At 69.3% G+C, this 25,271-nt stretch carries 32 protein-coding genes and 1 tRNA gene; 12 read left to right on the forward strand and 21 right to left on the reverse strand.

Translation table 11 applies throughout. From position 1 onward, the window contains the following. The first annotated feature begins 41 nt into the window (after window positions 1-41). On the forward strand, window positions 42-719 hold the full coding sequence (gene trhA / locus M1L60_RS38520; protein ID WP_253242512.1) for a PAQR family membrane homeostasis protein TrhA: 678 nt from the start codon (window positions 42-44) through the stop codon (window positions 717-719). Here trhA and M1L60_RS38525 read toward each other — a convergent pair. After that, window positions 716-1,087: a winged helix-turn-helix transcriptional regulator gene (locus M1L60_RS38525; RefSeq protein WP_253242513.1), complete on the reverse strand. Its 372-nt coding sequence runs from the start codon at window positions 1,085-1,087 to the stop codon at window positions 716-718. The two genes, trhA and M1L60_RS38525, sit on opposite strands and share 4 nt — an antisense overlap. 117 nt (window positions 1,088-1,204) lie before the next feature. Here M1L60_RS38525 and M1L60_RS38530 point away from each other — a divergent pair, with 117 nt between their 5' ends. Beyond that, window positions 1,205-2,044, forward strand: coding sequence for an SDR family oxidoreductase (locus tag M1L60_RS38530; protein ID WP_253242514.1), 840 nt, complete (start codon window positions 1,205-1,207; stop codon window positions 2,042-2,044). A 70-nt stretch (window positions 2,045-2,114) separates the two neighbouring features. Here the strand turns inward: M1L60_RS38530 and M1L60_RS38535 are convergent, their stop codons facing one another. Beyond that, window positions 2,115-2,411: a DUF6458 family protein gene (locus M1L60_RS38535; RefSeq protein WP_253242515.1), complete on the reverse strand. Its 297-nt coding sequence runs from the start codon at window positions 2,409-2,411 to the stop codon at window positions 2,115-2,117. 88 nt (window positions 2,412-2,499) lie between these two features. Between M1L60_RS38535 and M1L60_RS38540 the strand changes: the two genes are divergently transcribed. Further along, window positions 2,500-3,018 carry a SixA phosphatase family protein gene (locus tag M1L60_RS38540; protein ID WP_253242516.1) on the forward strand — a complete coding sequence of 173 codons (519 nt, stop codon included), beginning with the start codon at window positions 2,500-2,502 and terminating at the stop codon, window positions 3,016-3,018. A gap of 54 nt (window positions 3,019-3,072) precedes the next feature. On the opposite strand, the gene M1L60_RS38545 is transcribed toward M1L60_RS38540, so the two are convergent. Together M1L60_RS38545 and M1L60_RS38550 are read right to left on the reverse strand one after the other, a co-directional pair. Further along, a complete protein-coding gene (locus tag M1L60_RS38545; RefSeq protein WP_253242517.1) occupies window positions 3,073-4,929 on the reverse strand; it encodes an acyl-CoA dehydrogenase in 1,857 nt (618 codons plus the stop codon). Between the two features lie 457 nt (window positions 4,930-5,386). After that, entirely contained in the window at window positions 5,387-6,514 is a 1,128-nt protein-coding gene (locus tag M1L60_RS38550) for a PP2C family protein-serine/threonine phosphatase (RefSeq protein ID WP_253242518.1), read from the reverse strand. 100 nt (window positions 6,515-6,614) lie between these two features. On the opposite strand from M1L60_RS38550, the gene M1L60_RS38555 reads away from it, so the two are divergent. Next, window positions 6,615-7,157 (forward strand): phosphoribosyltransferase, encoded by a 543-nt coding sequence (locus M1L60_RS38555; protein ID WP_253242519.1) that lies wholly within the window; start codon window positions 6,615-6,617, stop codon window positions 7,155-7,157. Here M1L60_RS38555 and M1L60_RS38560 read toward each other — a convergent pair. Continuing rightward, the gene (locus M1L60_RS38560) at window positions 7,154-7,429 is read right to left on the reverse strand and encodes a YciI family protein (RefSeq protein ID WP_253242560.1); all 276 of its coding nucleotides are present in this window, start codon (window positions 7,427-7,429) and stop codon (window positions 7,154-7,156) included. The genes M1L60_RS38555 and M1L60_RS38560 overlap by 4 nt on opposite strands. A 74-nt stretch (window positions 7,430-7,503) precedes the next feature. On the opposite strand from M1L60_RS38560, the gene M1L60_RS38565 reads away from it, so the two are divergent. From M1L60_RS38565 to M1L60_RS38575, 3 genes are all read left to right on the forward strand, one after another. After that, window positions 7,504-8,364, forward strand: coding sequence for an LLM class F420-dependent oxidoreductase (locus M1L60_RS38565; protein WP_253242520.1), 861 nt, complete (start codon window positions 7,504-7,506; stop codon window positions 8,362-8,364). A 236-nt stretch (window positions 8,365-8,600) separates the two neighbouring features. Beyond that, entirely contained in the window at window positions 8,601-9,077 is a 477-nt protein-coding gene (locus M1L60_RS38570) for a YcxB family protein (RefSeq protein ID WP_253242521.1), read from the forward strand. A 97-nt stretch (window positions 9,078-9,174) separates the two neighbouring features. Next, window positions 9,175-9,927: a hypothetical protein gene (locus M1L60_RS38575; RefSeq protein ID WP_253242522.1), complete on the forward strand. Its 753-nt coding sequence runs from the start codon at window positions 9,175-9,177 to the stop codon at window positions 9,925-9,927. Window positions 9,928-10,158: 231 nt separating this feature from the next. On the opposite strand, the gene dcd is transcribed toward M1L60_RS38575, so the two are convergent. Next, window positions 10,159-10,737 (reverse strand): dCTP deaminase, encoded by a 579-nt coding sequence (gene dcd, locus M1L60_RS38580; protein ID WP_253242523.1) that lies wholly within the window; start codon window positions 10,735-10,737, stop codon window positions 10,159-10,161. A 104-nt stretch (window positions 10,738-10,841) separates the two neighbouring features. Here dcd and M1L60_RS38585 point away from each other — a divergent pair, with 104 nt between their 5' ends. The 3 genes from M1L60_RS38585 (at window position 10,842) to M1L60_RS38595 (ending at window position 12,437) form a co-directional block, all read left to right on the forward strand. After that, complete coding sequence (locus tag M1L60_RS38585) at window positions 10,842-11,342, forward strand: pyridoxamine 5'-phosphate oxidase family protein (RefSeq protein ID WP_253242524.1); 501 nt, start codon at window positions 10,842-10,844, stop codon at window positions 11,340-11,342. A 55-nt stretch (window positions 11,343-11,397) separates the two neighbouring features. Beyond that, window positions 11,398-11,471: transfer RNA gene (locus M1L60_RS38590), tRNA-Gly, on the forward strand. 168 nt (window positions 11,472-11,639) lie between these two features. After that, on the forward strand, window positions 11,640-12,437 hold the full coding sequence (locus tag M1L60_RS38595; protein ID WP_253242525.1) for a DUF3800 domain-containing protein: 798 nt from the start codon (window positions 11,640-11,642) through the stop codon (window positions 12,435-12,437). Between the two features lie 336 nt (window positions 12,438-12,773). On the opposite strand, the gene M1L60_RS38600 is transcribed toward M1L60_RS38595, so the two are convergent. The 15 genes from M1L60_RS38600 to M1L60_RS38670 all read right to left on the reverse strand — a co-directional run bounded on the left by M1L60_RS38600 (window position 12,774) and on the right by M1L60_RS38670 (window position 23,455). Further along, window positions 12,774-13,928 (reverse strand): tyrosine-type recombinase/integrase, encoded by a 1,155-nt coding sequence (locus M1L60_RS38600; RefSeq protein ID WP_253242526.1) that lies wholly within the window; start codon window positions 13,926-13,928, stop codon window positions 12,774-12,776. A 2-nt stretch (window positions 13,929-13,930) separates the two neighbouring features. Then, the gene (locus tag M1L60_RS38605; protein WP_253242527.1) at window positions 13,931-14,188 is read right to left on the reverse strand and encodes a helix-turn-helix domain-containing protein; all 258 of its coding nucleotides are present in this window, start codon (window positions 14,186-14,188) and stop codon (window positions 13,931-13,933) included. A gap of 243 nt (window positions 14,189-14,431) precedes the next feature. After that, window positions 14,432-15,532 (reverse strand): AAA family ATPase, encoded by a 1,101-nt coding sequence (locus M1L60_RS38610; protein ID WP_253242528.1) that lies wholly within the window; start codon window positions 15,530-15,532, stop codon window positions 14,432-14,434. Further along, window positions 15,529-16,713 (reverse strand): bifunctional DNA primase/polymerase, encoded by a 1,185-nt coding sequence (locus M1L60_RS38615; protein WP_253242529.1) that lies wholly within the window; start codon window positions 16,711-16,713, stop codon window positions 15,529-15,531. The genes M1L60_RS38610 and M1L60_RS38615 overlap by 4 nt, the downstream gene beginning before the upstream one ends. Then, window positions 16,710-17,096, reverse strand: coding sequence for a hypothetical protein (locus M1L60_RS38620; protein ID WP_253242530.1), 387 nt, complete (start codon window positions 17,094-17,096; stop codon window positions 16,710-16,712). Before M1L60_RS38620 ends, M1L60_RS38615 begins: the two co-directional genes overlap by 4 nt. Next, window positions 17,096-17,776 (reverse strand): DUF4417 domain-containing protein, encoded by a 681-nt coding sequence (locus M1L60_RS38625; RefSeq protein WP_253242531.1) that lies wholly within the window; start codon window positions 17,774-17,776, stop codon window positions 17,096-17,098. The genes M1L60_RS38620 and M1L60_RS38625 overlap by 1 nt, the downstream gene beginning before the upstream one ends. Continuing rightward, window positions 17,773-18,144 carry an RRQRL motif-containing zinc-binding protein gene (locus tag M1L60_RS38630; RefSeq protein WP_253242532.1) on the reverse strand — a complete coding sequence of 124 codons (372 nt, stop codon included), beginning with the start codon at window positions 18,142-18,144 and terminating at the stop codon, window positions 17,773-17,775. The genes M1L60_RS38625 and M1L60_RS38630 overlap by 4 nt, the downstream gene beginning before the upstream one ends. Beyond that, the gene (locus M1L60_RS38635; RefSeq protein WP_253242561.1) at window positions 18,144-18,863 is read right to left on the reverse strand and encodes a DNA methylase; all 720 of its coding nucleotides are present in this window, start codon (window positions 18,861-18,863) and stop codon (window positions 18,144-18,146) included. Before M1L60_RS38635 ends, M1L60_RS38630 begins: the two co-directional genes overlap by 1 nt. Further along, window positions 18,863-19,201, reverse strand: a complete 339-nt coding sequence (locus M1L60_RS38640; protein WP_253242533.1) for a hypothetical protein — start codon at window positions 19,199-19,201, stop codon at window positions 18,863-18,865. The genes M1L60_RS38635 and M1L60_RS38640 overlap by 1 nt, the downstream gene beginning before the upstream one ends. Beyond that, entirely contained in the window at window positions 19,201-19,473 is a 273-nt protein-coding gene (locus M1L60_RS38645; RefSeq protein WP_253242534.1) for a hypothetical protein, read from the reverse strand. The genes M1L60_RS38640 and M1L60_RS38645 overlap by 1 nt, the downstream gene beginning before the upstream one ends. A 135-nt stretch (window positions 19,474-19,608) precedes the next feature. Further along, complete coding sequence (locus tag M1L60_RS38650) at window positions 19,609-21,738, reverse strand: cell division protein FtsK (RefSeq protein WP_253242535.1); 2,130 nt, start codon at window positions 21,736-21,738, stop codon at window positions 19,609-19,611. A gap of 20 nt (window positions 21,739-21,758) precedes the next feature. After that, the gene (locus M1L60_RS38655) at window positions 21,759-22,217 is read right to left on the reverse strand and encodes a DUF3307 domain-containing protein (protein WP_253242536.1); all 459 of its coding nucleotides are present in this window, start codon (window positions 22,215-22,217) and stop codon (window positions 21,759-21,761) included. Next, window positions 22,214-22,369, reverse strand: coding sequence for a hypothetical protein (locus tag M1L60_RS38660; protein WP_253242537.1), 156 nt, complete (start codon window positions 22,367-22,369; stop codon window positions 22,214-22,216). The genes M1L60_RS38655 and M1L60_RS38660 overlap by 4 nt, the downstream gene beginning before the upstream one ends. A 91-nt stretch (window positions 22,370-22,460) precedes the next feature. Then, window positions 22,461-23,210, reverse strand: coding sequence for a helix-turn-helix domain-containing protein (locus tag M1L60_RS38665; protein ID WP_253242538.1), 750 nt, complete (start codon window positions 23,208-23,210; stop codon window positions 22,461-22,463). Then, a complete protein-coding gene (locus tag M1L60_RS38670) occupies window positions 23,210-23,455 on the reverse strand; it encodes a DUF6284 family protein (RefSeq protein ID WP_253242539.1) in 246 nt (81 codons plus the stop codon). Before M1L60_RS38670 ends, M1L60_RS38665 begins: the two co-directional genes overlap by 1 nt. A 133-nt stretch (window positions 23,456-23,588) precedes the next feature. Between M1L60_RS38670 and M1L60_RS38675 the strand changes: the two genes are divergently transcribed. Together M1L60_RS38675 and M1L60_RS38680 are read left to right on the forward strand one after the other, a co-directional pair. Beyond that, on the forward strand, window positions 23,589-24,455 hold the full coding sequence (locus M1L60_RS38675; RefSeq protein ID WP_253242540.1) for a GntR family transcriptional regulator: 867 nt from the start codon (window positions 23,589-23,591) through the stop codon (window positions 24,453-24,455). Then, entirely contained in the window at window positions 24,452-25,165 is a 714-nt protein-coding gene (locus M1L60_RS38680; RefSeq protein WP_253242541.1) for an HAD family hydrolase, read from the forward strand. Before M1L60_RS38675 ends, M1L60_RS38680 begins: the two co-directional genes overlap by 4 nt. Window positions 25,166-25,271 lie beyond the last annotated feature (106 nt).

Raw genomic sequence — 25,271 nt, forward strand, 5'->3', positions numbered from 1 at the left:
TCACTACCCACGAGTAACTTACGATACCGTAGCCTGGAGCCGTGACGACCTCCGCCCCGTTCCGGATGAAGCCGGCCGACCTCGGTAAGCCGAGGCTGCGTGGCCGGTTGCATCAGTACGCGTTCTTCGTCGCGCTCGTCTGCGGCATCGTCCTGTGTTCGATCGCCCTCAGCCGGCCCGGCATCGAACCCTTCGTGAGCACGCTGATCTACAGCTTCACCGTGTGTGGGCTGTTCGGCATCAGCGCGCTCTATCACCGACGGGTGTGGAGCGAGCGCGGCTACCAGATCATGCGCCGCGCCGATCACTCCATGATCTTCATCTTCATCGCCGGCACCTACACCCCGTTCTGCATTCAACTGCTGTCACCGGCCAAGGCGACGCTGATGCTGAGCCTGACCTGGGGTGGCGCGCTCGGCGGGGTGGCCCTCAAGACGATCTGGCCGCATCTGCCCCGCTGGGTCGGCGCACCGCTCTATCTCGCGCTGGGCTGGGGCGCGGTCGCGATCCTGCCCGACGTGCTGCGCACCGGCGGCGTCGCCTGCCTGGTGCTGCTGGCCGCCGGCGGTGTCATCTACAGCGTCGGCGCCGTCTTCTACGCACTGCGCCGCCCCAACCCGTGGCCCGAGGTGTTCGGCCACCACGAGTTCTTCCACGCCTGCACCCTGGTCGCGGCGATCTGCCACCACATCGCCATCTACTTCACCCTGTACGCCTAAGCGCTCACGCGTACGCCGGGGTTGTCGTAGGCCGCGCGCGCGGCCTGCACGTCCTCGATGTGGTTCTCGGCCCAGTTCTCCAGCGCGCCGACCAGGCCGAGCAGGCTGCGCCCGAGCGCGGTCAGCTCGTAGTCGACCCGCGGTGGCACCTCGGCGTGCACCGTACGGCCGATCAGCCCGTCGCGCTCGAGGCCGCGCAGCGTCTGGGTGAGCATCTTGGGGCTGACCCCCTCGATCCGGCGCGACAACGCCGTGTACCGCTGCGGCCCGTCGGCGAGCATCATCACGATCAGGACGCTCCAGGTGTCACCGATCCGGTCGAGGATCTGGCGGCTGGGGCAGTTTTTCGCGTACGCACTGGCTTCCACCTCTTTACTATCCCTCGGGTGAGTACTGCACTTCAAGGTGCCTACTACCCAACGGGAAGTGACCGCTGACCTGCGGCGTTGGCTAGTTGTTGTCAGAACAACCAGCAGGAGGACAGCATGACCATCGTCATCACGGGCGCCACCGGGCACCTGGGCCGGCTCACCATCCAGTCGCTGCTCGCCAAGGGTGTGCCCGCGAGCGAGATCGTCGGTCTCGGCCGCCAGGTCGACAAGATCGCCGACCTGGGCGTAACGGTCAGGCAGGTCGCGTACGAGGACCCGGAGGCGCTGCGGGCCGCGTTCGAAGGCGCCGACAAGCTGCTGTTCATCTCGGGCAGCGAGGCCGGCAACCGCCTCGCCCAGCACCGCAACGTGGTCGACGCGGCCCAGGCGGCCAACGTCGGCCTCGTCGTCTACACGAGCGCCCCCAAGGCCGACACGACCGACATGAAGCTGGCCGCCGAGCACAAGACCACCGAGCAGTGGATCAAGGACACCGGTCTGCCGTACGTCTTCCTGCGCAACAACTGGTACGTCGAGAACTACAGCGTCGAGCAGGCGCTCGCACACGGCCTGTTCGGCGCGGCCGGCGACGGCAAGATCAGCGGCTCCCCGCGGGCCGACTACGCCGAGGCGGCCGCGGCCGTGCTCGTCGGCGACGGCCACGAGGGCAAGGTGTACGAGCTGGGCGGCGAGGCCTTCACGCTGACCGAGCTCGCGGCCGAGATCGCCCGGCAGTCCGGAAAGCCGGTGACGTACACCGATCTGGGCGAGGAGAAGTTCCGCGAGATGCTCGTCGGCGTGGGCCTGCCCGAGGCCTTCGCGGCGATCCTGGCCGACGTCGACCGGGCCGCGTCGCAGGGCGCGCTGTTCGTGCCCCGCGAAGACCTGGAGAAGCTGCTCGGCCGCCCGTCGACGCCGCTGGCGACGGCGATCGCGGCCGAACTGAAGAGCTGACAAACGCGCGCGACGCCGGCTCGCCGCCAGGGGGATGAGCGGCTTGCCGGCGTCGCGAGTCTCAGGGGGATCAGTAACCCGGGGGCGGGGGCGGCGGCGCGTCCTCGCGACGGGTCTCGCGGTACTCGCTGCGCACCTGCTGATTCGGGGCGTACGGGTCACCCGCGACCGGGGTGGCGGTCTGCCGGGTCACGACCGTGCGGCGGCGGCTGTTCCAGTACCAGAGAGTGACGATCAGGCCGACCAGGCCGGCTGCCATCAGGATCCAGCCGATGATGTTGATGTCGATCCCGCTGATGTCCGCGTTGACGGCGAACGCCAGGATGGCGCCCAACGCCAGCAGGAAGATGCTTCCGCCGATGCCCATCGCGGGCCTCCTTGATCCTCACCGTGGTCAATGCGTCTGAACGGGGTTTACCCACGCGCCCGAAAAATCAATCAGGCAAGCTGAACGCATGACCACACGGACGCTCGTTCTGCTGCGCCATGCCAAGGCCGAGAGGCCGGACGGACTCTCCGATTTCGACCGGAAACTGACCACGGTCGGGGAGACCGACGCCGACGCCGCCGGCGCCTGGCTGGCCGACGAGCGACTGCATCCGGGCCTGGTGCTCTGCTCGTCGGCCGCCCGCACCCGGCAGACCTGGCAGGGCGTGTCGATCGCGCTGGCCCAGGCCCACGCGGGTGGCGGGTCGCCCGAGGTGCGCTACGACGAGGGGCTCTATCACGGTGGTGTGACCGAGGTCTTCGATCTCGTACGCCGGGTCCCCGACACGGTCCGCACGGTGCTCGTGGTCGGGCACAACCCGTGGGTGTCCGAGGTGTCGTTGATGCTGATTCCCGACGAGCAGTACGACGGCCAGTTGGTCGAACTCAGGACGGCCGGGCTGGCCGTCCACCGCTCGGACAGTCCGTGGTCGTCGTTCGAACCCCGCTCGATGCGCCTGATCGAGCGGCACACCGCGCGGGGGTGAACAGAAAAAGCCGGCGGACGGGGGCGTCCGCCGGCTTTTCTGTGGGGGGTTACGTCAGAAGACGTCCTCGGAAATGTCCATGATGTCCAGACTGGCGTTCTCGATGATCCGCCGGTCGGAGCCGATCCGCGGCAGCACCTCGCGGACGAAGAATCGCGCGGCCGCCACCTTGCCCTCGTAGAAGTTCTTGTCGGCGGCCGAGACGTCGCCGCTGAGCGCCTTGAGCGCCACCTCGGCCTGACGCAGCAGCAGCCACGCGAGCACCACGTCGCCCAGGGCGAGCAGGATGCGCCGCGAGTTCAGCCCCACCTTGTACAGCTCGCGGGTGTCGCCGCCCTGCACCGCGCCCAGCCAGGTCATGGTCGTGGCCAGGATCTGCTGCATCTCGCCCAGCGCCTTGCCCAGGCCGAGCCGCTCCAGCTTGAGCTGGCCGTTGCCGGCGTCGCTCTCGACGAACGCCTGCATCTCGCCCGCCAGCGAGGCCAGCGCGACTCCCTGGTCCTTCACGATCTTGCGGAAGACCAGGTCGAGGCTCTGGATGGCGGTCGTGCCCTCGTACAGGGTGTCGATCTTGGCGTCCCGCACGTACTGCTCGAGCGGGTAGTCCTGCAGGAAGCCCGAACCGCCGAAGGTCTGCAGCGACTCGTGACCCAGCAGCTCGTACGCCCGCTCCGAGCCCACGCCCTTGACCAGCGGCAGCAGCAGGTCGTTGACCTTGCTCGCAGCTTTGGCGGCCTCGGCGTCGCCGGCCGCCTGGGCGATGGCGACCTTGTCCTGCCAGGTGGCGGTGTAGATCACCAGGGCCCGCAGAGCCTCCGAGTACGACTTCTGGAGCATCAGGGACCGGCGTACGTCGGGGTGGTGCGTGATCGTGACCCGCGGGGCCGCCTTGTCGTCGTTCTGCACGAGGTCGGCGCCCTGGACGCGGTTCTTGGCGTACTCGAGCGCGTTCAGGTAACCGGTCGACAGGGTGGCGATGGCCTTCGTGCCGACCATCATGCGGGCGTACTCAATGATCATGAACATCTGGCGGATGCCCTGGTGCTTCTCGCCGAGCAGCCAGCCCTTGGCCGGGGTGCCGTGCTCGCCGAACGTCATCTCGCACGTGTTCGAGACCTTGAGGCCCATCTTGTGCTCGATGTTGGTGGCGTAGACGCCGTTGCGCTCGCCGAGCTCACCGGTCTCGGCGTCGAAGTGGTACTTCGGCACGATGAACAGCGACAGGCCCTTGGTGCCCGGGCCACCGACCCCCTCGACGCCGACCGGACGGGCCAGCACGTAGTGGATGATGTTGTCGGTCAGGTCGTGCTCACCCGAGGTGATGAACCGCTTGACGCCCTCGATGTGCCACGAGCCGTCGGCCTGCGGGATGGCCCGGGTGCGGCCGGCGCCGACGTCGGAGCCCGCGTCGGGCTCGGTCAGCACCATCGACGAGCCCCAGAGCTTGTCGACGAAGAGCTTGGCCCACTTCTTCTGCTCCTCGGTGCCCTCGGCCTCGATCACGGACGCGAAGGACGGGCCGGAGGAGTACATCCAGACCGGGGCGTTGGCGCCGAGCACGTTCTCGGCCAGGCCCCACCAGAAGGCGCGCGGGGCGAGGGTGCCGCCGAGCGAACCGGGCAGGTCGAGGCGCCAGAACTCGGACGCCATCCACTGCTCGAACGACTTCTTGAACGACTCCGGCAGCGGCGCGGAGTGCGTGGCCGGGTCGAACACCGGCGGGTTGCGGTCGGCCTCGACGTAGCTGGCCGCCAGATCCTCCGTGGCCAGCCGGTTGACCTCGGTCAACACGTCGCGGGCAGTCTCGGCGTCGATCTCGTCGTAGGGCGCCTGGCCGAAGGCCTGATCGGCCCCGAAGACCTCGAAGATGTTGAACTGGAGGTCCCGAAGGTTGCTCTTGTAGTGAGTCATAGTGCTTGGCCCCGCTCTCCGAACGCCGCCGGTCTGGAGTTACCCGTCAGTAACAGCCACTGTATTACTGATCGGTAGGACCGGACAACCCGCGAGCTGTTTCGTGACCAACCACCCTCCGGTGGGGGTCTGTCCGTCGGTTCGCACATCAAAAGCCTCCGATCGGGTGGCCAGCAGGATGGCCGTTCGGCTATTTGCGGACTCCCATGCGGCCCACTCGTATCGGTGGCCGACGCGGCTCGTTGCTCCGGATAGACACGGAGCTTTTCCGCTTCGACCAGCCGCCAAGGGGGCGTGCCATGTTCTCCACGATCAAGAGCCTCATTCCGGAGCCCCGCCAGGCGAACCAGCCACGCCACTACATCGGGCGTCACCGCCGTCCGGAACCCGTGCCGGTACCGATCTCGCCGGCCCCGGTCGGCGAAGCCGCGAGCACCGCGGAAGCGCAACCCGCCGCCTAACTTCCGGCGGCTCCCACTTCCCAGCTCGGCATCGGCATCGTCGCGCCGTCGTCCGGGCCCGCGTATTCCAGCAGCACCAGCGCGATGTCGTCCTCGAGCCGGCCGTGGACCCAGTCGACCAGGGCCGTCTCGAGTGAAGCGAGCCCGTCACCGACCGTGCCATGGCCGAGCAGCCGCCACGCCCGGTCGGCGGTCGGGAAGAACTCGCCCTCCCGTCGCGCCTCGCCCAGACCGTCGGTGAACAACAGCAGGCGGTCGCCCGGCTCGAGCCGCTCGACCCGCGCCTTCACCTCGGGCATGAAACCCAGCGGGGGCGCCGGCGCCGGGGGCTCGAGCGGAATGACCTTGCCCCGCCGCAGCAGCAGCGGCGCCGGATGTCCACAGTTGACGATCGTCAGCGTGCCACCCCGCTCCTCGACCAGGGCGGCGGTCACGAAATCCTCGTCGCCGACACTGCGCGCCACGGCCCGGTCGAGGTCGGTCACCATCGCCTTGAGATCGGCCCGCTCGTACGCGACGTGGCGGTACGAACCCAGCACGATGCTGGCCAGCCGCACGGCGTCCAGACCCTTGCCCCGGACGTCGCCGATGATGATCCGGACCCCGTACGGAGTGTCGAGCGCCTCGTAGAGGTCGCCCCCGATGTCGGCCGCGGCGGTGGCCGAGATGTACCGGCCCGCGACCGCGAGCGCGCCCACCTGCGGCCCGAGCGGCCGCAGAACCGCCTGCTGGGACACCGTGGCCAGGCGCTGGAGCTCGACGATCTTGTCGGCCTGGCGCTGCCGCATGGTGGCCACCGCGGCCGCGATGCCGGTGGCCAGCAGGATGCCGAAGACGCTGACCGCGCCCGGGACGGTGAGCGGGCCGGCCATGCCCACGAAGACCATGCCCACGATCGTGGCCAGCACCCCGGCCACGAGCACGGTCTGCCAGTACGCGAAGACGACGGCCAGGAACGGCACGGCCGCGAACAGGGCCACGAAGTCGGCGCTCTCGCGGTCCGCCAGCTCCACGGCGGACACGACTGCGAGCAGCACAAGGGCCGCGCCGAGTCCGGCGCGGGATCCAGGGCTCAGCGGGCGTCGGCCCGGCGGCAGGTCAGGCATGGCTACGCGACACAGCATGCACGATCGAAGCGACCGACGGCACTAACTTGACCCCTAGTCTGAGCGGGTTCTGACCGCGCGGACGAAGGGAACGGTCGGGCGGTGACAGGATGTCCGCGTGACGACCGATCTGCGTGATCATCTGAGGGCGGCGTTCCGGTGGACCGATCCGGGCGACGGCAGCGGCTATCTGGTGAGCGACCGCTCCGGTTGGTGGCGCGAGCCGGCCATCCTCGCCGGACTCGGGGACGGCCTGGCCGATCTGTTCCGCGCCGAGCGCCCGACGGTGGTCGTCTCGCCCGAGGTGACCGGGTTCCTGGTCGGCCCGCTGGTGGCGCGGGCGCTCGGGGCCGGGTTCGTCGAGGCCTACCGGGCCGGCGCGCGGCGGCCCATCGCCGAACCGATGATCTGGGCCGAGGTGCCGGCCGATCACCGGGGCGACAACCAACACCTGGGCGTACGGCGGGAGTTGATCCGCCCGGACGACCGCGTGCTCGTCGTCGACGACTGGGCGGCGACCGGGGCTCAGGCCCGGGCCCTGCGCACGCTGTTCGCCGGCCAGTACGTCGGCACCGCGGTGATCGTGGACGAGTGCCCGCCCGAGGTCGCCCGCGAGCTGACCCTGCGCGGGCTGCTCACGGACGACGACCTCGAGCCTTAGGGCTTGGGGAAGTCCTTCAGCGCGCCGCGGGTCGGCACCCAGCCGGTGGCCGAGTATTCGGCGACGCCCCGCAGCACGTACGGGTCCTGCCCGATGAGCTCGCGGGCGCGGGCCTCGTCGTCGACGTTGAGCAGCACGACGCCGCCGTTCGGCGGGTCCTGACGGCCGGCCGTGACGACCAGGTTCTGCGCCTCGAGACCCTCCAGATAGGCCAGATGCGCGTCGCGCACCTCGTCGACCTGCTCGATCGGCACCAGGTATTTCGAGATCATCAGGTACACGTGTGGCGTTCCTCTCCGGTGGTCACCGGGCGTGTCAAGTCGTCCGCAATCGTACGATCGAAATCGTGAACAGCCTCGGGCGGTACGGAATCTGGGTCTCCCGACACAACTGGCCGCAGGAACGAAACCGGGTCGCCTCGGCCGCGCAGGAACTCGAGAGTCTGGGCTTCGGCGCGGTGTGGATCGGCGGCAGCCCGCCCGACGACCTCGAGCTGCCCGAGGCGATCCTGGCCGCGACGACGACCCTGGTCGTGGGCACGAGCGTGGTCGACATCTGGCACAGCCACGGCGAGTCGCTGGCGGCCGCGCAGGCGCGGGTGCGCCACCAGTTCCCCGGGCGGTTCCGGCTGGGTGTGGGCTCCGGGCACGCGCCGACCGCGGCCGCCGTCGGGCAGAGCTACGTGCAGCCGCTGACCCAGCTGCGCAGCTTCCTCACCGACAAGCTGCACCGGGTGCCCCTGGCCGAGCTCATGATCGCCGCGCTGGGTCCGAAGGCGCTGGCCACGGCGCGCGAGCTGACCGCCGGCGCGCTGCCCTATCTGATGCCGCCGGAACACACGGCCGAGGCGCGCCAGATCCTCGGGGCCGACAGCCTGCTGGCGCCCGAACAAAAGGTGTTCCTGGGCACCGATCCGGTCGAGGCTCGCGGTGTGGCCCGTCGGGTGCTGAAGCCGTATCTGTCGTTGCCGAACTACACCAACCCGTGGCGCCGCTTCGGCTTCACCGATGACGACCTGGCCGGCGAGGGCAGCGACCGGTTGGTCGACTGGGCTGTGGCCTGGGGAGACGCGGCCACGGTACGCAAGCGGGTCGACGCTCACCTCGAGGCCGGCGCCGACCACGTGGCCGTGCAGGTGCTGTCGGCCGATCCGGCCCCGCACCTGCCGCACGCCGAGTGGCGAGCGGTCGCCGAAGCGCTCGCCTGACCTACTTGCGCCGGGTCTTGGCGATCGTGAGACCGATCGCCGCCACGATCCCGGTGACGCCGAGGAAGCAGCTGAACAGAATCAGCAAGTGCCAAGGTTTGATCGCGCCCATAGCGGCACAGCCTAAGGGATCACCGCACTGTGCCAGGTTTTGTCTCAGGTGACGCCGTCCGCGGATCGGCCGTCGGCCAAGTGGAGGATGTCCGGACTCTTACCATAAAAGTTACATTTCGGGAGTGTTTCTCCAGATCGTAACGCGGCCGGATCCCCTCCTGACCGCTGAAGCCCTGCGCCACGGACTGCGCCGGCCGGTGTTGCTCGCCCGGCTCAGCGGCTGGGCCCTCCTCGGCCTTGCCCTGCTGCTCCAGCTGCACGGCGACGGCCTCAACTTCACGCTGCTCGTCGCGGGCGTGGCGCTGGCCGTGATCGTCCCGATGTTCCTGGTCAACGGCGGGGTGCGGCGAGCCCTGCGCGACGGCGGCCCGACCACCGTCGAGATCGGCGAGGACGGGGTAGCCTGCTCGACCGTCGAGAGCCGGCACGCGTACGCGTGGAACGCCTTCACCCACGTCGACCACCTCGCTGGGCAGCTGGTGCTGGGGCTCGGCCACAGGCGGTTCGTACAGGTGCCGACCAGGGGCATGTCGGTCCTGCAGATCCATCAGGTGCTGACCACCGCGGCCGCCCACGGCATCCCCGTCAACCGAGGCTGAGTCTCGGATCTCATCCGGTCGGGAAGTTTGACAGGCCGGCTGGTCTCGAACGATTGCCGGGAAAACGATCACTGCTCAAAATTCCTATAATGGACATATGACCCATACCTCCAACTCCTCCCGCTCCCGAAGGCCGCTGCTCGCTGCGGCTGCCGTGGTGATGACCGCAACCACAGGCCTGGCCGTCGCCGGCGCCCAGCCCGCCCTGGCTTCGTCGCACCGGCCCTGCACCGTGGTGAAGCACAGCAACACCGATGGCGTCGCCAAGGTCGGCACAGGCACCGCCACCCTCGGCGCCGACGGCCTCAAGGTCTCGACGGCCCCGTCGAAGGACGAGGACAAGGTGTCGTGGCGCGACAACTTCTGGCCGGTCGCCGCCAACACCGTCAATGAGCTTTCGTACGAGACGGTGAAGCTGGACAAGGCCGGCGCCGGCGTCAACGACGCCGCATTGCCCGCCTACCACATCTTCGTCAAGACCCCGGCCGGCGAGGGCACCCTGGTCTACGAGCCGTACTGGTACCTGATGAAGCTGGGCCTGCCCGGCAACCCGCAGCGTGGGCTGCGTACCGAGTGGGACGTCCTGCAGGGCAAGCTGTGGACCCCCTCGACCACGATCAACGGTCTCGCCAAGACCGCCGGCGGTGAGCCGCTGAAGACGTTCGCCGAGGTGGTGGCCGACAACCCGAAGATGACCGTCACCGGCATCGGCTTCGGGCTGGGCACCTACAACCCCGGCACGACGGCAATCGTCGACGACCAGCGCTTCGCGACCAAGACGTCGTGCTCCGAGCACCAGTGGTCGACCGGTTTCCGCACCGGCATCTGGTGGCCGGGCTGGTTGCGCTGATTTTCGGTACGCCGATGGTCGGGCCGGCCCTCTCGGGGCTCGGCCCGATCGGTCTTTCTCGGGCGCAACCATTCACGCAGGTCGCCCGGGCGGGTTTCGCCAGCGGCCGGCGAAGCCCGGCCGGGCCCTCGGCGGGAGCAGCGGCCTGTCATCCCCGTCCAACCTCCCCGCCCGCCACCCAAGACCGGACTGAAGGCCTCAAGCCCGCTACGACATCCAGTTTTTGATCTCTTAGCTGGTCGGCCAAAGGCGGAAGTTCTGCGAGGAGCGACTCGGGGTGGGCCCGCGTTGGCCCTGGTAGCGGGAGCCGTAGACGGCGGAACCGTAAGGATGCTCGGCCGGGCTCGACAGGCGGAAGATGCAGAGCTGGCCGATCTTCATGCCGGGCCAGAGCTTGATCGGCAGATTGGCCACGTTGGACAGCTCCAGCGTGACGTGACCGGAGAAACCCGGGTCGATGAAGCCGGCGGTGGAGTGGGTCAGCAGGCCCAGGCGACCCAGGCTGCTCTTGCCCTCGAGCCGCCCCGCGAGCTGCTCGCCCAGCGTGATGACCTCGAGTGTCGACGCCAGCACGAACTCGCCCGGGTGCAGCACGAACGGCTCGCCGTCGCCGACCTCGACCAGCGCGGTGAGATCGTCTTGCTGCTCGGCCGGGTCGATGTGGGTGTAGAGATGGTTGTTGAACACCCGGAAGAAGCGGTCGAGCCGCACGTCGATGCTGGACGGTTGCAGCAACTCCGGCTCGAAGGGCGCCAGAGCGAGATCGCCCGCCTTGATCTCGGAGACCAGGTCACGGTCGGAGAGCAGCATCGCAACACCATACCGAGCGGAAGCCGGACACTCTTGAGCGCACGCCCCTCACCCGATCGGTGTTTTGCTGGCCGTGTCGAACGTGTGTTCGATAGAATCAGGCCATGGCTTCCTGGTCCGATTTCGCCGCCTCCGAGCCCACGCTGGCCGCGGGCATCCAAGCGCTACTCCAGCAGTACGGTCCCGGCCTGGCCTACCTGGCCACCGTGCGACCCGACGGCGCCCCACGCCTGCATCCGGTCTCCCCCGTGCTCACCGACCAGGGCCTGTTCTGCTTCATCGTCCCGTCCCCCAAACGCCGCGACCTCGAACGCGACGGTCGCTACGCCCTCCACTCGTTCCCCCCGGAAGAAAACGACGACGAGGCCATCCTCACCGGCCGCGCCACCCCCGTCCACGACCGCCGGGTGATCGCCCGCCTGGCCGCCGACCTGCACGCCTCCCCCGAGGTCGAGTGGCGGCTGTTCGAGCTCTCCATCGAATCCGCCACGCTGCGCACCCACGGGCCGGCCGGCGCCCTCCCGCTGGCCGTCGGCCCCGCGGTCACCCCACTGACCCGCACGTGGCGGGCCGAGTCAGCCCGCCCCTTGGCCGCCGTGGGTTGAACGGTCCAGCCCGGTCCCGCCACCCCGGCCCGAGATCGGGTACAGTGAGGCCGCCGCGGGTGTAGTTCAATGGCAGAACATCAGCTTCCCAAGCTGACAGTGCGGGTTCGATTCCCGTCACCCGCTCCACAGACGGAAGCCCTGGTCAGGACCGATGGTCCCCCAGGGCCTCCGTCTTTCTAGGTGATGCTGAAACAGGGATGGGCCATTAGCGGGCCATTAGACTCCCCTACGGGCACTGCGTTGCCGCAGAGATCGCGACTATTCGTAGAAGAGCCCGTCACGTAGAGTTCGTACGTGCTCTTCGCCTACATCGACGAATCTGGTGATCCTTCTGGTGATCCCGCGCATCGAGGCTCTCCTGCCTACACACTCGGCATCGTCCTTGTGCGCGGTGAGGATTGGGTCGATGCGTTCGACGGTCTCATCGCTCTAAGGCGGGAACTTAGGCAGAACCTCGGAGTACCTGCTCGGGCCGAGGTCAAGGCTTCATACCTAGTTAGGAACGACGGCCCCTTCACATCCCTCGGTTTGAGCGCGAACCAGCGGCGCTACATCTACCGGCGACACATGGCCATCTTGGCGCCGTTGCGCGCTCGGGCGTTCGCCGTCTTTGTCGACAAGCAAGCGATGGCCGCTCAGGGCCGGCTCCACGAAACCCGTGATCTGGTGTGGGAGACGCTCTTCCAGCGACTCACCCTGACCCACGACAGGGACGTTCCCGATCAACGAACGCCCATCCTGTTAGTCCATGACGAAGGCGAAGATCTGACCATCCGCAAACTTGCGAGGAAAGCCCGCCGTTACCTGACGTCTGGCAAAGCCTACGGACCGCCGGGCACTTTCCGCCTGAGTCAGCGGTGGCTGCTTGACGACCCGGTCTCCCGGCAGTCACACCACTCACTTTTTGTCCAGTGCGCTGATCTCGTCGCCTACGCGGCAACCAAGAGGCTTATACCGGGGGGAAGACGGCAAACTCGTGTGTGCCCGCCAGCAACCTGGGAACACTTGGGCGACGCATGCCATCGACCGGTGAATCTGCTGGCCACGCAGCGCGACGCATCAGTGCCCGGCGGAATCGTCATCAGACGATAAAGCCCCCCGACCGATGGTCGGGGGGCGGGCTGGCACCTAGCCGGACACAGGCCCGGGACAGCGCCAAGACCAACGTAACATCGCTCGGCACATTACGAACCCCTCGCGACGGGTGTGTCACAAAAGAGGCGCGATAGTGACTTGACGATGCCGATAGGCTCAGGTGTCGCTTCGCGATGCTCGCACCCTCCGGGCACCTGAGCCTATCGGCAAACAATAGATTTGACTCGTCCACTAGGCTCAGACCGTCGCTTCGCGATGCGCAGCACCCAACGGGCGGTCTGAGCCTAGTGGACGACGCGCGAGTGGGACCGTTGTTCCCTTTCCTAGTCAGGTTCAGGATCGCTGCTGCTGGCGCTTGCTGGGCCTGCGCCGGGCCGCCTTGACCGCCTGATCGATGGCGTCGGCGATGCCGTGGTCGGCCTCCCGGTTGGTGTGCTGGTAGATCAACGCGGCACGCGGACTGTCGTGACCCATCCGCGCCATGATGTCCCGCAGGCTCGCGCCCGGCGCCCGCGAGGCGAGGCTGTTGCCGGTGTGCCGCAGGTCGTGGAAGTGCAGACCGGCCGCGCCGATCGCCGCGACCGCCTCAGGCCACTTAACCAGCTTGTTGAAGTTGCCGCGCCAGATGTTGCGCCCGCTCCCGCCGGTGAAGACGAACGCTTCGGGGGCCTCGCCGACGTACGCGTCCATGTGCTGTTTCAGCACGGGTTGGGCCGCCTTGGGCAGAGCGATGGTACGCAGGCCGGCCTTCGACTTCGGTGGGCCGAGGATTAGGCCGGTGCCTCGGTGTTCGACGAACGCCTGTCGTACCCGCACCGTGCCGGCCGACAGGTCGATGTCGCACCGTTGCAGCGCTACCGCCTCGCCCCACCGCAGGGATCCGAACGCTGTGACCAGGATCAACGCTTGGAATCGGTCCGGTACCCGCTCGGCCAGGTCGAAGATCTGCGGGACGGTCAGGACCGGCCGCTCTGCGGGCTTTTCCTGGTCGGCACCGACCACGCGGCACGGGTTGATCCTGATCAGTTCGTCTTCCTTGACGGCGGTCATCAGGACCGCGCGCAGCAGTCGGTACGCCTTGGCAGCCATGGTCACCGATACGCCTTCGGTCAGCAGTCGTGTCCGCCACTCGCGGACCATGGGGGTGTCGATCCGGTTGAGCGGCATGTCGCCGAGGTAGGGCGTGATGTGCCGGCCGAGCGTCCATCGGTAGAGGTGCGTGGTTCGGGGCCGTAGGTTCGGCCGCTCGGTGATCCAGCGTTCGGCATAGTCCTGGAGCCGGATCTTGCCGCGCTCGGGGTCGATCCACTCGCCGCGCACCATCTGTGCCTCGATCAGCGAGAGGTACTTCTCGGCCTCGGCCTTGCGGGCGAAGGTCTGCGGTGCGGAGCGCATCCGTCCGTCGGGGCCGGGGTAACGGGCCTGGTAGCGGCCGGACTCGCGCTTGCGGATGTTGCCGAATCGGCGGTGTCCATCTTGGTTGGCCATGATCAGGCGACACTCCTCAATCCGCGCCAGACGGTCTCTGCGGTCATCGGCTCGACTCGGCCGGCGCGGACGAACGCGGCCAGGTCGGCGGGGTCGATGCGGATCGACCGGCCGAGGCGGTGAAAGGCGATCTGTCGCTCGGCGACGGCGCGGCGGACGTAGCGCACGCTCATGCCAATGCGGGTTGCGGCTTCTTCGATGGTCAGCATTTCGGCGGGCAGCTCCAGGACCGGGGCGTTCTGGGTGATCCGCTTAGCCATCGGGCGTGTCCTTTCCAGACGGTGCGGTGCATCGGGCGGTGCTGCGGAGCGTTGAGAGGGCCGACAGTGGCCTCAATGACGATGCATGCGGTTCGGTGAGGGCGGGTGGGCCACGGCGGCAGAGACCCTCGCGACGGCCCACTGAGAGCCACTCTGAGCCAAGATCTCGGTCGTCCTGGTGTCTTCGTATACGTCTGTGCCGAGACAGCCGTATAGCTCCCTGTTTCAGAGTGTCTGGTCCAGTCATGGCCACAGCTCAGCTGTCCCTAAGGTGTCCCCACCGTTTTCCCTGTTCACAACGGTTTCGGGGACAGCAGGGACAGCGGGGACACCGGGGACGCGGTACCGGCCGCCGGTGTCGGCGGCGAGCTGCCCGTCGGCGAGCATCCGCTGGCAGGTCTTCTTGGTCAGGTCGTACGGCAGGGCCGTTCCAGTGGCGATCGCCTTCGGTCCGCTGTGCGGCGTGACCCGTAGGAAGCGCAGGATCGTCGCGCGGGTCTCGCCGACCTGGTGGTCTTCGGCCGGGCCATCGAGCATCTGCCACGCACCGACGGCGGGGTCGAAGCTCAGGGCGTATTCGTTCTCGTCGACGTCGCGGCCGGTCACGTGCAGCACGCCGTCGCCCTGGTTACGTGCCCGCTTGAGCACCAACGTGGCGTCGGCGGCCCCGGCGAGGCCGTTGGTGCCGGATACCTCGGTCAGGAAGTCGTCGGATCCTGCCTTGCGCACGTGGTGGACCAGCACGAACGCGACGCCGTAGTCGTCGGCAACCTTCTTGGCCCGGCCAACGGCGGCATAGTCCGCGTCGTAGGCCGACGCGCCGGGGGCGGAGTTGCCGCGCAGCTTGGCGAACACGTCGATGATGACCATGCGTGCGTTCGGGTGACGGTCGAGCCACGCGGCGATGGCCTGGTCGCCGCCCTGCGGTAGCGGCGGGCACTCGGTGGCCAGGGTGAGCCCGGCCGGCGCCGGGCGCGGGCCAAGCACTTTGCCGAGCCGGGACTGTAGGCGGCGGGCGGTGTCTTCCAGGGCGAGATAGAGCACCGGTCCGGCTTCCACGGGGATCGAGCCGAACGCCCGGCCGCCGAGGGCGACGTCAACGCCAAGGCCGAGCGACATCCAGGACTTGCCGACCTTGGGCGGCCCGCAGAGCAGGTTGACGCCCTCGGACAGCACACCGGGCACGGCCCACTTGGGCGGGGCGAAGGTCATCGACATGATGTCAGCGGCGGTCCACGACGTGCGGATCCGCGCGGGCCGCCCCTGCTCGGCCGACAGGACCTCGGCAGCATCGTCCGGCCCGGCAACACGCAGGTTCGGCCGGTCGGCCGACACGGCGCTCACGCGGCCACCGTCCGAGGGCGGCGGGCGCCAGCAGCGAGCCCGGAGCGGATCGTGCGCAGCGTCTCGAACCGGGTGAGCCCGATCGACAGCGCGGTCTGCTCGAGTAACCCGGCCGCCTGATCTGCGGGCAGCGCTCCCCCGGCGGCGAGCTGGCCGAGCGCGACCGCCGAGACGTAGAGCGCGTGGTTGCGCTCGCCCTCGCCCGCGCGGCTGAGGTAGTCGAGCTGGCCGCCGATCGCGGCATCGAGGTAGGCGCCGGTCCGACCGGTGGGCAGGTCGACGGCGACCGGACGTTGCGCCGGTAGTGGCGGCGGAGCGAGACGTGCGGCGAGCCAGCCGGGCAGGTCGGCGACCTCGGCCTCGCGGGCGAGGGTGTAGGGGCGTCCGGCGACGGTGCTGCCGGCCGCAACGACGTAGCCGCCGTGGGCGCGGGTGTCGACCAGCCAGCCGAGGCCGTTGCCCCGCTCCCCGGCCGTGTTGCGCAGCGCCGGACCGCCGGCCGGGTGCCGGAAGTAGAGGTGCGTCCCGCCCCGGCCGGTCGCCACGGTGTAGGTGTCGTCAGGCACGATCTCCCCGGCGGCCTTGCACACTTCGACGAGGATGTCGAACCCGTGCTCCGCAGGCGGGTAGAGGCACCCGGACGGCGCGACCTGATCAGGCTTGCGCGCATCCAAGTCGATAATGACCAGCCCGGACGGGCCGCAGGCGATGCCGACCCCGTACGGCACGCTGGCCCACCCGCGCCGGATCCGGTCGGGGTCGATGGTGGCGCGGGCTTCCCAGCCGGTGTGCCCGTCGCGGCAGCGCCGGTCGGTGCCGGTGCAGGCTTCGGCCGGGTGGTCGGGGAAGGCGGGCCGCTTGTCGTCGGGCCGCAGCGGGAAGACGTGCCAGCCGCGCACGGCGGCGGCGAGGGCCACATCGCGCAGGAATCCGTTGTCTCGCATGGGTTCCGGCCTCCTGATCTCGGGTGTAGACGGGCACTTGTCGAGGGCGCAGGCAGCGCAGTAGCGGGGTTTCTCCCAATGGGGGATCTGCAACGGCAGACCGGACACGGTGTCCTCGGCCGCGACCAGCCGGTCGCAGATGTGCGGGTACGGTCCATCAACCGGCACGAACCGGCCGAGGGCCTTGCTCGCGGCGATCCAATGCCCGCCCGGTCGACCTGCTCGGTTGGCGGTCATGGCCGGTCCGGTTCGATCCAGATTTTGTGGCGGTCCTCGCCACCGATCCGGATTGCGGCGTCGCGCTCGCGGTCGCCGAGCCGGTGGCGGTGCGGTTCGGGTTCGAGCCGGACCCGGTCGTCGTCGATCAGTTCCCGCAACGCCTGGTCGACCTCAGCCCGGGGCAGGTCGGCAAGCTGCTCGCGCAGGTCGGCGAGATCGATCCACCGTCCTTTCGGCCCGCCGCCGGTGGCCTCGGCCAGTTCGGTATACACGTCGCGGATCCGGTCGGTGCCCTGCTTCGGCTCGGCCGCCTTCTCGGGCATGGCTGGCGGTGGTGCGGCGCCGGGCTGGTCGCCGCCCTGCGGTGGGAGCGCCCGGCCGGGGCCGCCTCGGCCGCCCATTACCGGCCTGCCCATCGCGACGGGTAGGACCGGGTCGGGGTGTCACCAACCGTGCAGGTCGGCGCGGGCGTGCCGTACACGAGCACGAGCGGCGGGCGGACCTGTTCGCACATCGCCGCGTAGCCGGCCGCGAACAGGGTCCGGGCCTCGGCGTCGCGGACGATGCCGACGGTGGACACGGCCACGATCGAGCCGGGCGTGATGCCGGCGAACGCGAACGGGTAGCTGTCCGGCGTCGACCAGGAAACGGTCGGGATCGCGGTGATGCCGTGCGAGAGCATCCAGGCGCCGCACCACCTTGAGCGGTAGACCTGCCATTGCTGCATGACCAGCGGCATCGTGGTCCACAGGCTGAAATCCGGCGTGAGGGCCGTACCGACCGAGGCGCACCGCGACAGCCCGCGTTCGGGTTTGGTCCACACGGTCTCGAACCGGTAATCGTCCAGGAAGAAGTGCAGCGCATCGCCCGGCCCGGCGGCGGCGATCGCGCGCCGGTCGGTGTAGGGCAGTAACCGTGCAGGTTCGCAGGTCGCGGCTGGCAGGTCGGGGATACCCCAATGGTTGGCCGAGGGGAACAGGGCTCGGGTGTTGAGCCGGTCGAAACCGCCGGGCAGCTCGGCCCATCGGTGGCTCGATCGGGTGGCGCCGATCCGGTACTCGGGGGCGAGAGCGGTGGTCACGGGTGGCTCCGTTCGTCGTGGCAGGTCAAGCACTCGCCGAACGACCGCGCGATGTAGTAGCCCCGGACCTGCCCACACCGCTTGCACGTGCGCCGGGCCGTGAGGGCGGCCCGGATCGCGGCGAGCTGCGCGCGGCTCGCTGGCCGCTTCGGCCGGGCCAGCTCGAGCCGGTAGAGGTAGGCGGCCCGGACCCCGCCGACCCCGGCCCACAAGATTTGCGCGGCGATCGGCTGACGGCCCGGACATAGGCCCCGAGCGCGTAGCTGCCGGCGAGTGGCGAACCCCTCGGGGGCGCCGCGCCACCAATAGGTCGGCAGACCGTGACGGTCGCCCTCGGGGTCGTGGAAGTCGGCCCGGATCCGGCCCATCAGGCGGCCCTCGACAGGGTCGCGCCCGGCCGACCTGCACGGTTGCTGCCGGCCAGGAACGCGCGGCCGAGCCATTCGGTGTAGGCGGGTGGGATGGCCTCGGTCAGTTCCTCCCGGACGTCGGTCCAGTCGATGCCCATCGCGGTCTGCATCTCCGCGATCGACGCTTTCCCGCCGCCGGCGCCGTACGCGGCCACATAGGGTCCGTCGTGGTAGACCCCGTGCCGCCAGCCCCGCACCCGTCCCCGATGCGCGACGTGGGCCGGCCGGGCGACGGTCCAGCCGCCGAGTTCGAAGTTGCGGTGACGGATCACGCCGAGGCCGAACATCTCCCCGCACAAGATGACGTCCTTGCGGACCGGCGCCGTCCCGGTCGGCTGCTCGATCACGTAGGGCAGACCGGCCCGATCCAGCCGGGCACGTAGGGCGGGAATGAGTTGGGTGTGCTCGCGGCCCCAGCCCATCGCCCGGTTGGTGCCCTGGGTCAGCGCGCACCCTTCCTGGCACGGCGGCGAGGTGTGGATCAGGGTGAACGCGTGCACCGTGTCGCGGGCCAAAAGGTCGTCCAGGAAGGACAGAGCGTCGGCCCGGACGAATCGGTACGGGTAGCGGGGCCGGTCGACGATGTCCACGCCGATCACGTCGAACCCGGCCGCCGCGTACCCGCCGGCGGCGCCGCCGGCGCAGCAGAACAGATCCAGCAACAGAGGTCGGGCCATCACGCGGCCCTCCGCTCGATCGCGGGCCGCTCGGCCCGGTCTCGCAGGACACCGCGCCTGATCGCGACGGCGGCCAGCAGTTCCCGCATCAGCCGCAACGTGAGAGCGACCTGCCACCGGGCGCCCGTTTCGCTGCTGTGCAACGGGATCCGGGCGCGGATCTCGGCGTACTCGGTGTCGCCGGCGCGCACGCGGGTGATGACGGCCCGGCCGCCGATGCTGTCGGCGATCAGGTCTGCCGACCGGTGCTCGGCGACCCCGCAGCGGTGATCGCGGGTACACCAGGTCGTGTGCTCGGTGAGCTCGCGCCGGAAGCGGGCCATGGTCCGGGCGGCCATCAGCGGGTGCCCTTGTCGTGCAGCTCGCGCAGGTTGTTGAGGATCCGGCGGCCGATACGGAGCCGGCGTCCGTCGCCGTGGCAGCGTCGACACAGGCCGAACGCGCGGCCGAACGGCGACCGGCGCTTGCCGCTGCCGTCGCACTTGCGGCAGGCGCCGAACGGCCAGAGCCAGCAGCCGATCCCGTAACAGAGAGTGGCGATCACGGCGGCGGCGATCAGGACGGCGATCATGGTGGTTTCCGGGGTTGCGGTCGCGGCGAGGGCAGGCACGGCGAGCCTCCTGAGGGCGGTTTCGGGCGTGGAGGGCTGGTGGGGCGACCCGCGACCGGTCGATGTCTGCGCTGAACAGGCCGGTCGCGGGTTGAGTCGCGTTGGCGCGACCGGTCGCGGGTGGGCCGCGACCGGTCAGGCGGCCTTGCGGCGGCCGATCGCGGCGTCGATGTCGTCGGTCTTGGCTCCTTTGAGGGCCTTGCCGGATCGCTTGACGTCTACGCTCCGTACACCAAAGCTGCGGACCTGAGCGGAGATCGATTCGGCGGTGACGTCCGCGTACGCCTCGGGCAGCCGTTCGGCCAGGCGGGTAGCGATCTCTTCCCACTGCGCGCCGGTCTCGCCCCGCTCGATCACCGAGCGGACGTCGGCCAGCACATCGCGGACCTCGCGGGCGATGTCCTCCCCGGCCGCCATGCCCGAGAGGGTGCTGGCCGCTTCACGCAGCTTGCGGGCCGCGACCAGGATCTTCTCGGCGTCGTCGGCGTCCGCAAGATAGGTCCGCACGGTCGGGGTGGCGTCCGACGCGCCGCGCAGGATCCCGACGCCCTTGTAGGACGGCAGCAGCGTCGACGAGTCGTAGCCCTCGGAGTTCGCGCCCGCCCCGAGGACCAGGTCGGAGACGTTCCACGAGCCCGTACGCAGGGAGAACCGGACCTGGTGGTTGTCGCGGAAGCTGATGAACTGGGTCGCGACCTGCCCGCCACCGACACCCGAGGGCCGCTGGGTGGCGTCGACGAAGATGACCCCGGCCGCCGGGGCGACCTTGACCAGGTAGACCAGCAGACCGGCGATCTCCTTGCTGATGTCGCCCAGGTCGAAGTACTCCTGGAACTCGTCCATGACCACCAGCCGGACCGGCATCTTGTACTTCGGATCCCGGGCGATCTCGCGGGTCAGCTTGCCCTCGGGACAGACGTCGACCGGCAGCTTGGACAGCCGCTCGTAGCGGTCCTGCACGTCGGCCTTGATCTCGCGTAGCGCTTCGAGCACGATCTCGGCGGGGTCGCCGTCGCGGGTCATGGCCAGGCCGAACGCGCACCGGTCGGCGATCAGGGCGAACTTGCGCCAGTCCGGCTTGCCGCCGCCATCGAGCACGGTCAGCTTCACGTACGGGTCCAGCCCGGCGTACAGGGCCAGGGTGCGGGCGGCGAACGTCTTGCCCTGCCGAGGCTGCGCGCCGATCAGGATCGAGTTCCACATCAGGTCGACGGCGACCTTGTTGCCGCGCTCGTCCAGCCCGAACGGGGCCGGCTGCCAGATATCGGTCGGCTTGCACCGCAGCAACGGGGTACGGCCGGCGCCCTGCGCGAGCGGGTCACGGTCGGCCACCCACAGCGTGTGCCGCCGGTGGCTGCTGGGATCGCGGGTGATGAACACCTGCGACACGGCCACATCCAGACCCGAGGCGACCGCGCCGCGCGCCTTGACCGCGTCGTCGAAGGTCTTGCCGTACGGCAGGTCGATCGATACCTGCGAGCCGGTGCCCGACGCGTCGCGGGCCATGGTCGACCCGAACCCGATCTGCTGGTGGGCCTTGTCCGGGTGGCCGAGACCGGCCGCGTAGTAGGCGCGCAGGATGATGTCCGGGTTGACCTGCCGGAACCGGCCCGACACGGTGGCCGGGGTGATGATGCGCCGATCCTGCGGCCGGCCGACATGTGCAAGGAAAGCGACCACACCGACGGCGGCGAGCAGCAGCACCCACACCGGGGCGGCGGCGTAAAGCACCGGTCCGCCGATGCCGACGGCCAGCAGCTCGGCGGCCAGGACCAGGCCGCGCCACGCGCGGGTGGCCTTGACCTCGCGGTGCAGCTTGAGCCACATGCCGGGGTCGTTGGCGTCGGCGGCGGCCTGACGCAGGCCATACTGCTCCGACACCCACCACCACTTGAGCTGGCGCCCGGTCAGCCGGAACACACCGATCACAGCCCAGAACAGGGCCAGGACGGTGTACCAGGGCGTACGCACGGCATGGAACCCGGCGCGGTAGCCGGTCAGGGCGGCGGCCTGCGCGAGGCTGTGCCGGGCGTTCGGCCACGTCGACCAGTTGGCCGGCACGATCGGCCGCTTGCCCGACGCGTCGACCGGCGCCGGCTCGACCGGCATCCCGCCACGCTGCGGGGCGTCGTCCAGGTTCACCTCGAAGTGCGTGCCCGCCTCGGCCCGGCGGGTGCGCTCGGCGTCCAGGTCGACCACGGCGGCGACATCGGCCTCCGCGGCCTTCCAGTCGAAGTTCTGAGGCTCTTCGTTGGGCGTGTTCACGGTGTCTGTCCTCCCGGCTTTCAGGCGGCGATCACGAGGGCGGCGACGAACAGGAACAGGTAGTGAAAGGACTGATCGAGGGCGTACGTGCCGGTGCCGATGCAGGGGTTGTCGTCATGACCCCGGCGCGGCCGGCCGACGGCGACGAAGCCGTCAAGGCGGGCGAGCCGGGCGAGCGCGGCCAGCGGCGTGCGCCGGTCGGCGATGTAGTGCGTGACCGCCGAGATGCCGAGCCCAGCGGCGACCTGCCACGGGTTGAGCGGCAGACCGAGGCCGAAGTGCAGGACGTTCAGCGCGACCATCGCGGTCGCCGTGTAGCTGGCGACGTGCGCGGCGCACGCGTTCCGGCCGGCCCAGCCCGGGCGGCCCTTGGTCAGGGCCTGGTGGTCGGTCTGGATCCAGTGGTCGGCGACCTGGTGAGCGACGAACAGGGCGACGAAGACGGCTGCGAAGGTGGCGGCGTGGTCGGTGGCGGTCATCGGGTGCGGCCGATCGAGCGGCGGTCGCGGCCGGCGGCTGCGGCAGCGCGGGCCTGCCGTTCGTCGGCGGCCCGTGCGGCGTCCTGAGCGGCCTTGATGTCCTGTGCGCTGCGCTCGGCCTTATTGCCGGGGCCGAAGAGACTGCTTGCCATACTGGGTGTCTCCTGACGGTTCTCGTGACTGGTGGGAGACCGGCGGCGCGGCGTGTGACTTGGCGGTTGTGGGCCGTGCCGCCGGGCGGAGCTAGGCTGCGATCAGGTCGGGCGTTTCCGCAGCAACCGGGGCAGATGGTGACGCGTCGGTGGCGCTCAGGGTGGCGAGGTGGCGCCGGGCCGTCGACGGCGAGACACCGGCCTTGGCGGCGATCTGCGCGACCGGCGCGCCGGGCATTTTGGCGGCTGCCTTGGCCACCTTCTCGGCCGAGGCGGGGCGGGGAGTGACGCGCTTGACGGTCGGCTTCTTGACCGCCGGAACGGGCGCCGGGTCAGGCTCGATCACCGGGGCGGTGACCGGCTCAGTGACGGGCGCTTCGATGACGATCGGAGCGATCACTTCGGCCGGCGCGGGAACCGGGGTCGTTCGGCGGGCCGTCGCCAGTAGTGCGCCGGTGGCCATGACCATCAGGCCGTCGACGGCGAGCGGGCCGAGCATCGCGGTCAGGGCGTCCTCGCCGTAGAAGTCGAGCAGGCCGGCGAGGTGCTTGTACGAGACGAACGCGGCGACCAGGGCCACCGGCAGCAGACCGCCGAAGCGCATGACCGACCAGCCTCGGCCCGACGGCCATGCGACGCGGGCCAGGATCTCGGTCGCCACGAACAGGGCGACAGGCCAGAAGATCGCACCCACTACCGCGCCGGTCTGCGGCGTCCAGTCGGCCGGGGCGTCGACGGGCGGGACGTACGAGTGAGCAACGTTGGCGGCGATGGAGACCGAGCCGCCGAGGGCGGCGCCGATGTAGGCCCAACCACGGCCCGACACGGAGGGCTTACGCATCACGCGACCGCCTTCCAGGAGGCGGGACGCGCGGCCAGCTCGCCGGCAACGCGGATGACGCGGGCCTCGGCCCGACGCAGCCGCCGCCAGTCCAACGGCGACGGACCGCCGTGGTCGGCGGCGTTGATGAGAGCGATCTCGGCGTCCAACACCGTCAGTTCGGCATCGATCAGCGACCACTCGGCCTCGATCGCGGACAGCTCGCCCGGCGTCGGCTCGTCGTGTCGGAGCGTGTGCGTTCGCACTGCGGAACCTCCAAGACTGGGTGCACTGGGCTAGTCCAGTAGCGATGCCTCGAAGGTAGGCCAGGTGGGCTAGTCCAGTCAATGCCAAAATGCAAACTAACCTCGCTGGGCTAGTCCGGTGTAAGGTGGCCCAATGGCCGTTGACTTGGACTTTCTTGGCGACCTCGATCCCGACGATTCCCGCCAGGCATCACAGCAGATTGCGAATTTGCTGCGCGCGGCGATCTTGACCAAGAAGCTTGCGCCGGGCGAGAAGCTGCCCTCGCAGCGCGATCTTGCCGACCGATTCGGCGTCGCGCGAGAAACGATCAAGCGTGCGATCGAGGGCCTACGAACGGAGCGGCTGGTCGTCAGCCGGCAGGGCAGCGGCATCTACGTACGTGCGCAGACCCAACGCCCGGTAGAGCTGCGACCGCTGATCGAGGCAGCATTCGAGCAGACCCACGTGGCGATCGACTTTTCCGGATTCTCGGGCGAGACGCTGCGCGATGCGATCGCCGAGGCGCTCGACCTCGTCCGCGCTGGCCGAAGCGCGCCGGAAACGATCGCTGTCCGGCTCATGATCTGCGACATGTCGGTACCCATGGCCCTGCCGGCGCTGGCCGCAACAGGCGGCGACGATCCCGCTGTCCGGAAGCGGGCAGAACGGATCACTCGGCGGGCAGCAGACGGCATCGTTGACCAGGTGCAGGAACTTGCCGAGCTGGGTCTAGTGAAGTCGGCGACGGTCGACGTACGGATGCACAGCATCGCTCCGACCTTCAAGCTCTACATGCTCAACGACCGAGAGGCGTTCTTCGGCTTCTACCCTGCGGTCAAGCGCGAGGTGAACATCGGCGGCGAGCCGGTCGAGATCTTCGACCTGCTCGGCCGGGACGCGTCCCTATTCCACTTCGCGGTCGACGACGACGAAGCGTCTCAGGGCACGCAGTTCGTTGAGTCCGCACGTCTGTGGTTCGACTCGGTGTGGAACAGCGTCGCGCGCGAGTACCGATCGTGAGCCGGCCCAAGCTCGCCGACCTGGTCGGCGCGGGGCCGTTGCTCCTGGACTTCGACGGACCGGTGTGCTCAATCTTCGCTGGATACCCGGCGCCGCGCGTGGCCGCAGAGCTGGTTGCACTACTCGACATCGAGGGTGTCGCCATGCCGCAGGAATTGCGCAGCGAGGGCGATCCCCTAGCCGTACTGCGATGGGTTGGCGAGGCGTGTTCGAGCGACCTGACGGCAACTGTCGACGAAGCCCTATGTGCGGCCGAGCTACACGCCGCTTCAGTTGCGGCGCCCACACCGTTCGGGCGTGAGGTGATCCTCGGCGCGGCTGCACGTGGCGTGCCGGTCGCTGTGGTCAGCAACAACTCGGCAGTGTCGATCGAGGCGTACCTGACAGCCCACGACTTGGCTCGCTATGTCACGCCGATCATCGGCCGGGCATACGGGACTCCGCAGCTGATGAAGCCGAATCCCGCGCCGGTGCTCGATGCCGTGGGCGCCCTCGGGGCCGAGGCTGCGTCATGCGTGCTGGTCGGCGACTCCCTCTCCGACATCGAAGCTGCCCGGGCCGCCGGGATCAGCGCGATCGGCTACGCCAACAAGGAATGGAAGGTCAACGCCTTCACGTCTGCCGACATCGTTGTGACGTCAATGGGCGAAATCGCCGAGGCGCTGTCTCCGGTGTCCCCAGTGTCCCCACTGTCCCCGAAGGGGGACTGAGCTGCGAAAACAGCGGAGACAGTTCAGGGACACCATGGCCCTCGCCGCTGGCCGAGCCAATTCCGAGCCTAATGAAATGTCAATCTTGCTACCCAACGGGAGCAGG

It is taken from the genome of Paractinoplanes aksuensis (assembly GCF_024137025.1).
Classification (GTDB): Bacteria; Actinomycetota; Actinomycetes; order Mycobacteriales; family Micromonosporaceae; genus Actinoplanes; species Actinoplanes aksuensis.